The organism is Paenibacillus sp. Y859 (assembly GCF_056786405.1).
The window spans coordinates 52,657-66,965 of the sequence record NZ_JBXCIZ010000003.1 but is presented as its reverse complement, the minus strand read 5'-3'; the positions used below and the strand labels follow the sequence as shown (position 1 = coordinate 66,965).

The following is a 14,309-nucleotide window of genomic DNA, read 5'->3' as shown; positions in this document are numbered from 1 at the left end:
ATGAAAACCAAACAAGTCAAACTCTGGACAAGAGAATTCATCATGCTTACTGTATGTAACTTATTACTATTTCTGAATTTACAGATGATCTTATCACCGCTACCTTCTTATGTTAAAGATCATTTCCATGCGAGTGATCTAACCGTTAGTCTGTTCACGACTCTCTTTGCTCTAGCTGCTATCGCTTCGCGACTATTCTCCGCCAAGGCATTAGAAAAAGGAAAAAGAAACACCATCCTTTTCACAGGACTTATTCTCATAACATTGGCTACTTTCGGATATTTATGGAGTGGAACGGTAGCCATGCTACTACTTATGCGTATTCTATTTGGAATTGGCTTCGGAATGGGAAGTACGACCCTTCCGACGATGGCCACCGGTGTCATTCCAAACAGACGATTAGGAGAAGGTTTGGGTTATTTCGGGTTATCCACTAGTATTGCGCTATCTCTGGGACCCGTAATCGGAAGCACCATATTAGGGCAAAGTGGATTTCCTACGTTAGTATATGTCACTTTGGCAACAGCACTATTGATTTTCCCATTGATCTATCCCATCACCAAAAAAGTGAAACCTCCTGTTGTAGCCCCTAAGGAACTTTCATCAACACCCAACAAGACGGGCTTCAATAGAAAACTGATCCTCCCGAGTATACTTAATATGCTCATGTCGATCACCTATGGCGGTTTATTGAGCTTTTTAATTTTATTTGGAAAAGAAGTTCATCTTGCAAATGCATCATTATTTTTCTTGTTTAATGTTATTTCAGTTATTATCGTCCGTCCGATATCAGGTAAACTCTATGACCGCAAAGGTCATATTGTACTGCTCATTCCAGCGGCGTTGTTTCTAATTATCGGGCTCATCCTACTTTCTTACTCAACCTCTACCGTTTCTCTTGCAGTAGCAGCATTATTCTATGGCGTTGGTTTCGGTACAGCACAACCTACAATTCAGACTTGGATGATTCAATTGGTCACACCACAGCAGCAAGGTATGGCCAATAGCATGTATTTCAATTCGCTTGATCTTGGGGTAGCTGTCGGAGCACTGTCTCTAGGTCAAATTGCTTCCCACTCAAGTTATGCTGTTATGTACCGGTATTCATCTATGTTCCTTGTGTTATTCATTGTGCTTTATGCCATCTATATGGTGAAGGGATTCAAGCGTGGTTCTCACTTGGGTAAAATCACGTAAAGGAGAAATGAATTAGGCGTCAAAAAACCACTCCCTATTCAGAATCTAATATTCTGAATAGGGAGTGGTTTTAACATCCGTAGAAGCCTAATCATAATGCGGTCGAAGGGATTTGAACCCTCACACCCAATGGGCACTACCACCTCAAGGTAGCGTGTCTGCCGTTCCACCACGACCGCAAATCATAAAAGTGAAAATGGTGAGCCATGAAGGATTCGAACCTTCGACACCCTGATTAAAAGTCAGGTGCTCTACCAACTGAGCTAATGGCTCTCGGTGACTACACAATGCTGTGTGCCATTCTTGAAGACTGAATTCCTTCATAATAAATGGTGACCCGTAGGGGACTCGAACCCCTGTTACCTCCGTGAAAGGGAGGTGTCTTAACCACTTGACCAACGGGCCATAATACATCACTTCTTGTGACAACAAAAATGATTATAACAAAATTACAATTACATGACAAGCTTTTTTTCTTAGATTCTTATCTCACATTTCGAGTGGCATAGTGAGCGTATCGCATCTTCTACCTTCTAATGGAAGCCACGGACACTATTCTAACAAAAAAAGGAACCTTGATAGGTCCCTTTGTCAATTCATATATGATTGGCTAAAAAAATATGGCGGAGAGAGTGGGATTCGAACCCACGCACCGCTTACGCAGTCTAACCCCTTAGCAGAGGGTCCCCTTATAGCCACTTGGGTATCTCTCCAAAAAATAATGGCTCCCCGAACAGGACTCGAACCTGTGACAACTCGATTAACAGTCGAGTGCTCTACCAACTGAGCTATCAGGGAACATCAATCTAGACTTACAATCATTAATATATCATTCCGAATGATTTCAGTCAAGATGGAGTCATCGAAGATAGGCTCAGATCGCCTCGACATTTACCACATCGGTAACGCTTAGGGTCTACTTTTCTTTTACGGAGATACTCCATTTCACATCGTGTACATGTCAGCTTATATCGATAAGGGAGAGGCTTTCTAGCCTTCGCTCCAGGAAGTGCCTGACAGAACCTACTCCCCCCAACTTGTTGCAACAATTGTTTAAACTCCGGATCACGATGTCGGTACCCTCTTCCTCTCAGATGGAGATGATAGTGGCATAATTCATGCTTGATGATTTTTTCCACCTCTTCATTTCCAAAGTTATCGAGTTGATGGGGATTAATCTCTATGTTATGCCCCTTGAGGAAATATCGCCCTCCCGTAGTCTTTAACCGCCCATTGAACACAGCTTGATGCAAGAACGGCACTCCGAAGCAACGGTGTGAAATATCCTCCACCCATACCTGTAATTCCTCATTGGTCATCATTTCTGTCATAGTTCTCCAACGATTCCTTCCTACTATATGCTAGGCATTCGCCCATTCCCTTATCAGGGACATGACTTGATACTTGAATTTTAACTTCGCTATAGGCTACACTGTCAAGTATACTGATACAAGCATCGTTCATTCAATACATAAAGATATATAGGGGGATTCTAACACACTATGGCAAAGATGAGATACGTCATTTTACAACTACAACATGAACTTCAATTTGTGGAAATGCCTGCAGACTACGCTTATCAACTAAGTGCACTTAATCTGCGTCTTAATAAAGAGATCGCCAAACTGACCGCTGCAAATATTCCTACACTACCGCTAGCTGTCGCTGAGTGCGACGCTCTTGATCTTTTGCAAGAACAGTATACGATTCAAGGTGGACTGGATTACATCAATGAATTGGAGAAATCCTTTGCAACCATTGATGAAAAGAGTTATCCACTCATATCACTGCTTACCGAGATTCGTGCTCTTCAAGCTCAACTAGAACAATGGTATGAAGAAGAGATGGAGTAGTTTTAATGTATACCTGCACACTCTGGGCTACTCCTCCATATGCTAACGGTACATATGGAATGCAAGAGGAGGAGATACCCTTGCCACAGTGGCTGTGCAATCAATTAATGCGCGCTTTCAACAAAAGAGACCGACGGCAGATAAAACTACTCAATGAATGTTGGTTTGTCTACCGTAACTCTCCAGGTAACCGCGGTAATACATCTTCATAAGTTTCATTAGATCATCATTTTAGCCCCAAGCTTCGCCCCCCTAAGGGAGGACGAAGCTTGGGGCTATTGTATGCTAGGATCAAATTATTGATCCTTATGTGGGTTCTTCATCGTAAGTCCGACGCGCCCTTTTTTCTCATCTATATTCAGTACCCATACCGTCACATTATCACCAACAGAAACAACATCCATAGGATGTTTAACATATCCATTACTTAGCTGTGAAATGTGTACTAAGCCATCATTCTTAATTCCGATATCCACAAAGGCTCCGAAATCGATCACATTACGAACGGTTCCCTGCATCTCCATCCCCGGTGTTAAGTCTTCCATCTTCAATACATCGGTACGAAAGATAGGAAGTGGAAGCTCCTCACGAGGATCACGCCCCGGTCGTTGTAAGCTTTCTATAATGTCTCGCAGCGTAGGTACACCAACATCAAGTATGGTCGCTAATCCCTCAACATCCTGCTGTTCCAGCAGTTGGCTGAACTCTTGGCTTCCAAGCTTCTCTAACTCCATATTCAATTCACGAAACAATTTATCTACAACGGGATAGGATTCCGGATGAATGGGAGTACGATCAAGAATATGCTCCCCTTCTGAAATTCTCATAAACCCAATACATTGCTCATACGTTTTTGCACCTAGACGCGGGACTTTTTTCAACTGCTTGCGCGTAATGAATTTCCCGTTCTCTTCACGATACTTCACGATATTTTTAGCCGTAGTAGCATTTACGCCAGCTACGTAGGACAATAGCGATGGCGAGGCTGTGTTCACATCTACCCCTACATGGTTAACCGCTGACTCCACGACTACCTTAAGACTCTCTTCCAAGTGCTTCGGACTAACGTCATGCTGGTACTGCCCTACACCAATGGCCTTTGGATCGATCTTAACTAGCTCTGCTAAGGGATCCTGAATACGGCGAGCAATGGATACGGCGCTACGTTCAGATACGTCCAAATCAGGGAATTCTTCTTGCGCAAGCTTCGATGCAGAGTACACACTGGCACCCGCTTCATTAACAATAAGATAGGCCAACTCCTGATCTTTCAGATCACTGATGACTTCAGCAACGAACTGTTCTGTCTCTCTAGATGCGGTTCCGTTCCCAACAACAATCAATTGAATCTTATACTTCGTAATCAACTCGCGGAATTTCTCTGCTGCTTCCCTCACCTTATTATGCGGAGGAGTTGGATAGGTAACAGCCACTTCGAGCAGTTTGCCTGTGTCATCCACCACGGCCAGCTTACAGCCTGTCCGGAAGGCTGGATCTACACCCAATACACAGCGTCCTTTCACTGGCGCTTGTAGCAGCAAGCTACGCAAGTTACCGGAGAAGATAGATATCGCTTGACTATCCCCCTTCTCCGTCAATTCAGCACGTATCTCCCGCTCAATAGAAGGGGAAATTAGCCGCTTATACGAATCTTCAATAACAGATTCCAATATCTTCTTGACGCAAGAATCCCCTTTAATAACTTGGGAACCTATGAATGTGTGAATGGATTCAGCTGGCACTTCAAGGCCTACTTTAAGCACATTCTCTTTTTCACCACGATTGATAGCCAGAATACGGTGTGGTGGCATTTTCTTTGCAAGTTCTTTGTAACTGTAATAGTTCTCATATACCGACTCTTGCTCCGAATCCTTCGCTTCTGACACCAACAGTCCATGATCCATACTATATCGACGTACCCAAGCACGGATAGTGGCTTCATCTGCTATATTCTCAGCTAGAATATCCATAGCACCTTGGATCGCATCTTCAGGCGTCTCTACGCCTTTATCCACATCTACATATTTTGTTGCTTCTGTATCCAAATTTCCTTGCTTCGGCTGATCCCATATCCATATCGCCAAAGGCTCCAAACCTTTTTCCTTCGCCATACTAGCCCGAGTTTTGCGCTTTTGTCGATATGGACGGTACAGATCCTCCACTTCCTGCAATTTACTAGCTTGTTCAATAGCCGCCTTTAATTCAACGGTTAGTTTATCTTGTTCATGTATAATTCGTATGACTTCTCGCTTACGCTCTTCCAAGTTCCGCAAGTAACCCACACGCTCTTCGATATCTCGTAGTTGAGTCTCATCTAGTTCACCCGTCATCTCTTTACGGTAACGCGCAATGAAGGGAATTGTATTTCCTTCATCCAGTAGTCCCACCGTTGTGCGGACTTGCTTCAATGAGATATTTAATTCCTTAGCAGCTTGCTTAACGATCCGCTCTTGCTGTTCTGCTTTTATCGCTTCATCTTTTACCTCTACAACAACATCATGTTCTGACAATGGTATCCCTCTTTCTAAATACGGTATGTATCATATTATCACAAACTTTCGCTCATATTTCCAGCACAGAGCATAATCAGAAAAATTACCGAAAGGTATATATCTGTTTATGTAGGAAAATAAAGGTTTTTATCCTTCTGTGTCGAAATGTACTATCACGATAGATCTTTAATTTTCATAGACTACTTTTCTCTAATCCACTCAGATGGAAAATATACTTAAAGGAGATTTAAAAACCCATGTTTAGGAAATTTCGTCAACTCGCCAAACCAGGTATAGCTCTTGCGCTCAGCATGCTCCTAGGAGCATCCATTTTTGTTACACCCGTACTTGCAGCTGCAAAGTACAAATTTACTGATGTAAAAACCGGGTATAAAATGTACATTGATTACAATTACACGTTCACAGGCGACTATATTGCCTCTATTGAGAAAGATAAGAACGAAGTTACGCAGGTTTACCTTCATAACTGGAAGAAAAATACGACCGAAGCTATAACCTCTTCAAACACCTTCAAAACCAATATGATTGTTCGTGGAGACATTCTCTTCTTCTATGAGTCGACTATTGAAATGTCCAACAAGGTTTACATATTCCCAAAAAGTTTGAAGCAATATAATATGAAAACCAAAGTAATGACCGATACGATTCTAGAAACACGACATCCAATGGGCATACTAGTAGGAGATAAATATTTGGCATACAAGGATGATGGTGGTAGTACATATTACATCATGAACAGAGAAACGAAAGAGACTCAAAAACTCGCCAACCTTGGGAACGATTCAAAATTTAGTTTCGCAAACGATAAATATGTCTATAATTATATTGGGCGTACGCTTTATTTTCATGATATAGCTTCTGCAAAAACAGTCGAGGTTTATAAGACAAAAGACAACGAAGAATTGAGGCTTCTAGAATTCAATGGAAGAGATATCGTATGGATGATTGATAGCAAATCAATGGATGCGACTACAGGTAAGTACGTGTATTATAATACATATATGACCATGGACCGTTGGCAAGCCAATGCTAAGGCAAGGGTATTATATAAGCGAACTCAAACCGGAGGAAACAACGAACGGAATAATCTGCTGCTCCTAGGCGAAAATTATGTAGCCTTCTCGGATTTTGTGAACAATAAGTTAGTTGCACGTGCACTCAATCTACGTAATGGCGAATCATTCATCCTCGGTGAGCGAAATAGTCGTGGTCTCTTTTACGACAAATTTATTTATTTTAATAAAGACACGTTAATCATGCGCGATGAGAATGAATTTCTAACACTTCGCAATTTTGTCAGAACACCTTAATTAGAGTCTAGATCATCTATCATATGATGACTGTTATCACTGCATCATCACAAAAAAGGTATTCTCCCTTGGTATTGTGAGTCCGACTGGCTATGGTTAGCCCGTTATGATTCTCTCATCCAAAGGAGATACCTTTTCTTTATTTAAGCATGTTTCTTAGATTACGTGAGTCAAAATTGTTGAAACTAACCTTACACTCTTTCGAACCTAAACAATTCACTATGATAATCTCCTGGCTGTGATCCAACCAGAATTCCTGCATACATAAGAGCGTCTCCGCCAAAAGTCTCGTCTCCTCCGAGCAGTCGATAATCTGCATGGAGGTCCAAGCCCTTCAATTTCAATCGATTCAAAGGTGCGTTCGATTCTGATAACACTCGGAAATAGAATACAGCCACTTCACTTCCATCTGGCGATACGAACATCCATGCTGTCTCATTTCCCTCGAACGGACTAAGCAAACGGTAGAAGTCACCAAATTGGACCAATCCACGAATTTCTTTATACAGTGATATCTGCTGCTTGACAGCTTCTTTCTCTTCATCAGTAAACTTCGTTAGATCCAGCTCATAGCCGAAATTACCTGACATGGCTACAAGAGCGCGCATCTCTAGTGGTGTCGTACGACCGACTTGATGGTTAGGGACATCCGAAATATGGGATCCTATAGAACTAATAGGATATACAAGACTGGTTCCGTATTGAATTCTTAGGCGAGCCACAGCATCCGTGTTATCGCTTGTCCATGTTTGCGGCATATAATACAGCATTCCTGGATCAAATCGACCTCCACCGCCCGAACAGCTCTCAAACAAGATGTCTGGGAATGATGACGTAATACGTTCCATTACATCATATAAGCCCAGCATATAACGATGTGCCGTCTCTTGCTGTCTTTCCGGAGGTAACAACGCAGAACCTATCTCTGTCATGTTACGATTCATGTCCCACTTCACGTAAGTAATTGGAGCACTCTTGAGAATTTCACTTATCATTTGTACCATCTCATCTTGAACATCTTGACGTGAGAAGTCGAGTACAAGCTGCTGTCTTGCTTCTGTACGACGACGATCCGGTACATGCAGACACCAATCCGGATGATTACGATATAAATCGCTATCAGGAGATACCATCTCTGGCTCGAACCAGAGTCCAAAGCGCATTCCTTGATTGGTTACTCTGCTCACTAAATCTTCAAGACCATTGGGAAGCTTATTCTTGTCTACAACCCAATCTCCAAGAGATGAGTTATCGCTATCCCTGTGACCGAACCAACCATCATCGAGTACGAATAGTTCAATTCCAAGATCCTGACCCGCTTTGGCGATATCCTCAATTTTATCAGCATTGAACTGAAAATAAGTTGCTTCCCAATTATTCACAAGTATAGGTCGCTCTGCATCACGATACTTACCCCGAGCAAGACGTTCCCGATACAAGTTATGATACTTACGTGACATCCCACCTAATCCTTCAGCAGAATATACCATAACTACTTCAGGTGTCTGAAAGGACTGTCCCGATTCTAATGTCCAACCAAATTCAAAAGGATTAATCCCTATTGAAAAACGTGTTGTCCGAAATTGATCCACTTCAGCCTGTGCAATAAAACTACCGCTATATACTAGACTGAAGCCGAATACTTCACCTTGATCTTCATCACTACCTGGCGATAATAACGCTGCAAATGGGTTCTGCTGATGACTACTAGAACCTCTACGACTTTCCACGCTTTGCATACCACTAGCCAATGGACGGCGTACAATATCTCTTTCTCTACTCCATGCACCCGATAATTGTAGCCATTCATAGTCTGCATGAGGAAAGTCTACACTAGCGCTAAGCGCACGTAGTAATTCCACAGATTCCTTACTCTCATTCACAATAACCATGGAGCGAGTAATAGCATCATAATGTTCAAAGACTGTATACTGCAGTTCAATAAGAAGACCGGAACCCTTATCTTCAAGTTCAATAATTAAAGTCTGTGCTTCATGTTCTTCCTCAACGTACGTAGCTGGTAGGCCAGTTAGACCAGGCTTTCCTTGCTCTAGACGATGTGTTCGATATATAAATTCAGTTATCGTCGAGCCATTGCTAAGACGGCATTGTAATAATGGGTGTCGGAAGTCACTGCTTCCATACACAGGCAATTCTTGAGGCAGTGTATCAAATGAAATCGTTCGATCCTCCGGAATTGGGTTCGGACTAAATGACGCCCGCTCCTGCCTAACGAGTAACCAACTTAAATCTCCTGTACGTAATTTCTTCCCATAATAAAGATGCGCCAAATGCCCCGAAGGTAATACTTGGAACACATAACTTGTACTCACCGTTTGTAGATGAAATAATTGCTTATCTTGATCAATAAATACGCCCATTGTATCCTATGCCCTCCCCTTATGTAAATAACTGTAAACCTCTATGAAACAAGACGCACCCAGGGCACGTCTTGTTCATATCAATATATTCGACAATCAACGTTCAAAAATCGATTAAACTTAAACTGATGAGCAAACCTTCGTTGACCTTTTTCATCGTTTCCTCATCAAGATGAGTAATCTTATCCGTTAATCTTTGCTTATCAATCGTTCGGACTTGTTCCAACAGAATGACAGAATCCCGATCAAATCCATGGGAGAGTGCATCAATCTCCACATGAGTAGGAAGCTTCGCCTTTTGAATCTGCGCGGTAATCGCCGCTACGATGACCGTAGGACTGAACCGGTTACCGATATCATTCTGTATGATCAAAACAGGCCTCACCCCTCCCTGTTCAGAACCAACAACAGGCGAAAGGTCCGCGAAAAATACATCACCGCGTTTTACAATCAATATTTACACCCCGCTTACTGCGCGGCTTAGAGTGCTGTCTGCATCTTCCTCTGCGTGGAAAGCCTCACAAGCCATAGTCAAGTTAATCTTGGCCATTTCCATGTAACCACGTTGCATCGACTCACGGATATATCTCTTCTTCCGTTCTACCAAATACAGTCTCATGGCCTGCCTAATGAGTTCACTACGATTGGAATTCTCCAATGCGACGATACCATCCACTTCCTTCAAGAGATGATCTGGTAAACTGATCATAATCCTCTTCGTGCTCTGCAAATTAGCCACCTTCTCTTCCACCCCCACGACACTTCATCACTTGTGCACCAGTATAACTTTATTCAAGGGAATTTATACAAAAGAATATATATGCGAATCGTATATCATGTATGCTACATTTCATTATAAACTACAATCCACATTTATATAAGATCATCCCTTAATCTAAATTTACATTCGAGATGTAATCATAGATTCCTTCTTCCCTACAAATAATAACTGATGGTATCTTTCCTAATCTAATAAAGGATTGACTACGTGTTGAAGGATTCCACCTTGAACATAATGGCGGGGAACTCTAGCGGCTAGCATGCAGATCACTTCGTAAGGGATAGTACCTAGCTTGGAAGCCAACTCATCTGCTGTAATACATTCACCAGATTGTTGACCGATGAGTGCAACCTCTTCGCCCACTTGGATTTCTTTTGCTTCTTCAGCAAAAGTTCGTAACGATACCATACACTGGTCCATGCAGATTGTTCCAACGATAGGAATCCGGCGTCCACGCATCAGTACTTCTGCCTTGCCACTCAGCATTCGAGAATATCCATCAGCATAACCGATCGGAAGTGTAGCAATGACTTCATCATCTTCCGTCACGTATGTAGTGCCATAGCTAATTCCCGAATGAGGAGGGAGCATCTTAACATGTACTATTTGCGTTTTTAGCGTCAGTACTGGGGTTAATGCAATCTTCTGATCATTCACTTTATCTGATGGATAAAGTCCGTATAGGCTGATGCCTATACGCACCATATTATAAGATAGTTGTGGCATATCGATCGCAGTTGCACTATTTCCTGTATGTATAATAGGGATTTCAATACCCCTTTCCCCTAGCACATCCACAACAGATTGAAACCGTCGGTACTGCTCCAGTGTATAACTCTTATCTTCTTCATCTGCCTTCGCGTAATGGGTGAATAACCCTTCAACTTGAATGCCTTGGATTGAGAAAGCCTGTTCTATGAAAGTAATCGCTTCTTCTCCCGGAAGCAGTCCAAGTCGACCCATCCCGGTGTCGATCTTAATGTGTACTCTCAATGGCTTAGCAGCACTTAGTGCGGGTATTTGAATAATAGCATCTAGGACATCTTGAGAGAAGAGGGTTACAGTAACATCATTCTCCCAAGCTACACGAATAGCTTCCGGAGCGATATACCCAAGAATAAGAATGGGAAAAGTAATACCCGCTCTGCGAAGCTCCAATGCTTCATCCAGGAAAGCAACGCTTAGGTAATCTACACCCACCTCCTCCATCTTCCTAGCTACTTCCACCGCACCATGCCCGTAAGCATTCGCCTTTACACATGCTAAGATCATCATTTCTGTTGGTAATACTGCGCGGAATGCTTGATAATTTGTACACAAATGGTCCAAATTAATCTCCGCTATTGTTGCACGATAGTTCACTTGCAAAACCGTCACCTTCTCTGAAGTTTGAGCAATCATTATTCATGTTCGTATGATCTAATGGTAATGTTCTGAAAGCCCCCTGTCAATTGAAGATGAAAAGACGGATTCCCTTCATTGTAGAGGGAGAGTTCCCCAACAATAACGAAAATCCGTCTACAAAATCTATTTACCCGTTTTTTCAGCTAAAGACGCTGCTACTTTCATCATTTCAGTAACTGGAAGATTCGCGCTCGTAATTCTGAACTCAATTCCGTTATCCATCCACGTTAATGTCTGCTGCTCATCCCCGGTCAATAACCCCACAGTAAATCCTAAATCAATGACAGAACCTGGTGTCAGCGACACCGCACGATCGAGTGGACGTGCTTCCATCAATGTGAATTGATACACACCCTCATAACGTAGCAAGACTGCATGGTCTTTACTGTCTGCTATCTCATTGGTATCTTTAAGCGTGACACCCTCTGGTACATAGTCTGGATCAATGATACCAAAGCTGCCTAAGTCCTTCATTGTAGGCTCGATCTGTGTATCATCTGTTAATTCTGTAACGATCTCATTACCGAACTCATCTATTTGAGTAACCGTCTGGATGGAGGATTCACCCATCGTCATCATGTTACGCTTCATATCAAATGCATCGTTCTCAAACTTCGTATTGAATGCAAATGTATTGAACTTCACTTCCACAACAACGTTCGCTTCGGAATCCGATACTTGTACTTGCTTCGGTGCATAATTATCTTTGTTCAACCAGATCTTTTGCCGAATTAAAGATTGACTATGATAATTCGCTGCAACATCAAAGACAAAACTATCTTTATCATCTATGAATTGCCGCGTGTTATCACTGAGAATGCCTTGGACCAACGTCTGATATAAATACACCTGTCCTTGTTTCTCCGGCCAATCACTTTGGAACCTAAAGCTCTTGTTCAAGCTTGGCGTAAGGACGAACACCCCATCATCATTACGTAGAACGATTTGCGTAATATCCTTCTGAGCATTCTTCAGGCTAATCCGATAATACGATGGATTCTGATACCATACTTCTACTTCATACTGTTGAGGCTTCTCACTAGTGTGTAACGTCATCGTACCTGAACCTTGATAAGAACCTTCCTTACTTTGCAACTTATCTACCACGTTGTTCAAATCTTTGACTACGGCTGCGGCATCTTTCTTTCCACCGCACCCTGCCAACACAACGCTAATACATAACACCATAGCTAGTACCCACGTTATACGACGCATGACTTCATCCCCTTTATCCACATGTATTGAATTGATTAGTACATGTTTATGAGGGACTTGGTCACAATATGCAGACTAGCATGACAAGCATGAATTAGTTATCGAATTGTTGTGATACCAATTCGTGATACAATTCGTGACTCTCCATTAATTGCTGATGGGTTCCCTTTCCCGTCACTGTTCCTTGCTCCAGAACAATCAGCTTATCAGCCCCACGTATCGTGGATAGACGGTGTGCGATCACCAGTGTAGTTCGCCCTTCCATTAATACCTGTAAGGCAGCTTGTACAGACTGCTCAGAGGAGCTATCGAGATGTGCTGTTGCCTCATCCAGAAGTAATATCTCTGGGTTACGTAGAATAGCTCTAGCAATAGCCAATCGCTGACGCTGTCCTCCAGATAGCTTAATGCCTCTCTCTCCAACCTCAGTATCATATCCTTCCGGCAGAGTAGCAATGAAGGAATCCAAATTGGCCTGACGAATTGCATCATTAATTTCTGCTTTGCTACATCCCTCTAGTCCATAAGTCAGATTGGCTTTAATTGTTCCTTCCATGATCGGACTCTCCTGCGAGACATAAGCGATCCGTCGCCGCCATTCCTGTAATGGAATGGACCTAATGGGTGTAGATCCATATACTAATTCTCCCTGGGTTGAATCGTAGAATCTTTCAATTAGTGAGAATAAGGTTGTTTTACCTGCACCACTTGGGCCTACAAATGCCGTCATCTGACCCGCTTCAGCTGTGAAGCTTACGTTATGCACAATCTCTCGATCTTCCGAATAACTGAAACTTATAGATTCAAAGGTTAAAGACTGACCTCGTATAGAATGTATTAATACGTTGTTATCCGCAGAGGAATGACTTGTTATAATCTCCTCATGTTCCTCGTGAGCCTCTAGAGGCTCACAAAGGAGTTCCTGCACTCGTTCAGAAGCCCCTATAGCCTTTTGAAATTGGGTGAAGAAAGAGGCCATTTGCGTAACCGGTATGACAATTTGAAACAAATACAAGATGATCGCAACGAGTGAGCCTTAATTAAGCCAAAGATCCTCCAAAAGTGATTCTGAAGGATCTTATAACAAATACTCTAGTTACCCTTTTCAGGGTCCAGCCATTTATAGGATCATAGCAGGGCGGCGTGTCCTCATCTCTGGTTACTAGAGTGATAGAGTTCCCTTCAGCCCACTAATAAAGGTTTCCTTCTAACCTCATGAGTAACATAGATTTATAAAATAAAGTCCCTTACATATGTCCTGCTCGTGTTGAGCTAACGTACCGAAAATTAAATAACAAATTGAGTTATTTAATTTTCGGTACGGAAATCTATTAGCACGGCATTCATAATTGGTTTCCGCTTTTAATCAAAAAAAACGTTGCTAGATATTAAGGCAACGGGTCCTTGACAGACTCAAAATAATTTACCTTTAGTTATGCTATATATATCATTTATTTCATCCACTTTTATTTCATGTATAACCTCCTCTGATTCTATTTGTAAAACATTCTTATGGAAAGCTAGAGCTTTTCCTCTAATCACTTCACCTATATGTAAGAAAACTACAACATGTCGGTTTCCTTGAACAGCACCTTCTATAAATTGGTTGATATTAACCAACACGATTTTCACCTTCTTATCATGCGAAGTTATGA

General features: G+C 42.1%; 13 protein-coding genes and 5 tRNA genes. 4 read left to right on the top strand and 14 right to left on the bottom strand.

The features are described 5' to 3' along the window. Positions 1 to 1,197: an MFS transporter gene (locus AC1TO8_RS09295; protein WP_482055333.1), complete on the top strand. Its 1,197-nt coding sequence runs from the start codon at positions 1 to 3 to the stop codon at positions 1,195 to 1,197. Positions 1,198 to 1,294: 97 nt separating this feature from the next. On the opposite strand, the gene AC1TO8_RS09290 is transcribed toward AC1TO8_RS09295, so the two are convergent. From AC1TO8_RS09290 to AC1TO8_RS09265, 6 genes are all read right to left on the bottom strand, one after another. Further along, positions 1,295 to 1,376 (bottom strand) — tRNA-Leu (locus tag AC1TO8_RS09290). 18 nt (positions 1,377 to 1,394) lie between these two features. After that, positions 1,395 to 1,470: transfer RNA gene (locus AC1TO8_RS09285), tRNA-Lys, on the bottom strand. A gap of 57 nt (positions 1,471 to 1,527) precedes the next feature. Beyond that, positions 1,528 to 1,602, bottom strand: a tRNA-Glu gene (locus AC1TO8_RS09280). Positions 1,603 to 1,818: 216 nt separating this feature from the next. Continuing rightward, positions 1,819 to 1,910 (bottom strand) — tRNA-Ser (locus tag AC1TO8_RS09275). Positions 1,911 to 1,919: 9 nt separating this feature from the next. Next, positions 1,920 to 1,995, bottom strand: a tRNA-Asn gene (locus AC1TO8_RS09270). A gap of 50 nt (positions 1,996 to 2,045) precedes the next feature. Continuing rightward, the gene (locus AC1TO8_RS09265; RefSeq protein WP_482055658.1) at positions 2,046 to 2,516 is read right to left on the bottom strand and encodes a SprT family protein; all 471 of its coding nucleotides are present in this window, start codon (positions 2,514 to 2,516) and stop codon (positions 2,046 to 2,048) included. A 183-nt stretch (positions 2,517 to 2,699) separates the two neighbouring features. On the opposite strand from AC1TO8_RS09265, the gene AC1TO8_RS09260 reads away from it, so the two are divergent. Next, entirely contained in the window at positions 2,700 to 3,050 is a 351-nt protein-coding gene (locus AC1TO8_RS09260; protein WP_482055332.1) for a hydrolase/acyltransferase, read from the top strand. A gap of 80 nt (positions 3,051 to 3,130) precedes the next feature. Next, entirely contained in the window at positions 3,131 to 3,262 is a 132-nt protein-coding gene (gene cmpA / locus AC1TO8_RS09255) for a cortex morphogenetic protein CmpA (protein ID WP_482055657.1), read from the top strand. Between the two features lie 84 nt (positions 3,263 to 3,346). Here the strand turns inward: cmpA and AC1TO8_RS09250 are convergent, their stop codons facing one another. Next, positions 3,347 to 5,560: a Tex family protein gene (locus AC1TO8_RS09250; protein WP_482055331.1), complete on the bottom strand. Its 2,214-nt coding sequence runs from the start codon at positions 5,558 to 5,560 to the stop codon at positions 3,347 to 3,349. Positions 5,561 to 5,799: 239 nt separating this feature from the next. Here AC1TO8_RS09250 and AC1TO8_RS09245 point away from each other — a divergent pair, with 239 nt between their 5' ends. Continuing rightward, the gene (locus tag AC1TO8_RS09245; RefSeq protein WP_482055330.1) at positions 5,800 to 6,873 is read left to right on the top strand and encodes a hypothetical protein; all 1,074 of its coding nucleotides are present in this window, start codon (positions 5,800 to 5,802) and stop codon (positions 6,871 to 6,873) included. 191 nt (positions 6,874 to 7,064) lie between these two features. Here the strand turns inward: AC1TO8_RS09245 and AC1TO8_RS09240 are convergent, their stop codons facing one another. From AC1TO8_RS09240 to AC1TO8_RS09210, 7 genes are all read right to left on the bottom strand, one after another. Then, a complete protein-coding gene (locus tag AC1TO8_RS09240) occupies positions 7,065 to 9,254 on the bottom strand; it encodes an alpha-galactosidase (protein ID WP_482055329.1) in 2,190 nt (729 codons plus the stop codon). Positions 9,255 to 9,357: 103 nt separating this feature from the next. Then, positions 9,358 to 9,708 (bottom strand): type II toxin-antitoxin system PemK/MazF family toxin, encoded by a 351-nt coding sequence (locus AC1TO8_RS09235; RefSeq protein WP_482055328.1) that lies wholly within the window; start codon positions 9,706 to 9,708, stop codon positions 9,358 to 9,360. Between the two features lie 3 nt (positions 9,709 to 9,711). After that, the gene (locus AC1TO8_RS09230) at positions 9,712 to 9,993 is read right to left on the bottom strand and encodes a CopG family ribbon-helix-helix protein (protein WP_482055327.1); all 282 of its coding nucleotides are present in this window, start codon (positions 9,991 to 9,993) and stop codon (positions 9,712 to 9,714) included. 225 nt (positions 9,994 to 10,218) lie between these two features. Beyond that, positions 10,219 to 11,403: an alanine racemase gene (gene alr, locus AC1TO8_RS09225; protein ID WP_482055656.1), complete on the bottom strand. Its 1,185-nt coding sequence runs from the start codon at positions 11,401 to 11,403 to the stop codon at positions 10,219 to 10,221. A 159-nt stretch (positions 11,404 to 11,562) separates the two neighbouring features. After that, positions 11,563 to 12,654: a LolA family protein gene (locus AC1TO8_RS09220; RefSeq protein ID WP_482055326.1), complete on the bottom strand. Its 1,092-nt coding sequence runs from the start codon at positions 12,652 to 12,654 to the stop codon at positions 11,563 to 11,565. A 94-nt stretch (positions 12,655 to 12,748) separates the two neighbouring features. Beyond that, positions 12,749 to 13,582, bottom strand: a complete 834-nt coding sequence (locus AC1TO8_RS09215; protein ID WP_482055325.1) for an ABC transporter ATP-binding protein — start codon at positions 13,580 to 13,582, stop codon at positions 12,749 to 12,751. Between the two features lie 485 nt (positions 13,583 to 14,067). Further along, the gene (locus tag AC1TO8_RS09210) at positions 14,068 to 14,277 is read right to left on the bottom strand and encodes a hypothetical protein (RefSeq protein WP_482055324.1); all 210 of its coding nucleotides are present in this window, start codon (positions 14,275 to 14,277) and stop codon (positions 14,068 to 14,070) included. Between the last annotated feature and the right edge of the window lie 32 nt (positions 14,278 to 14,309).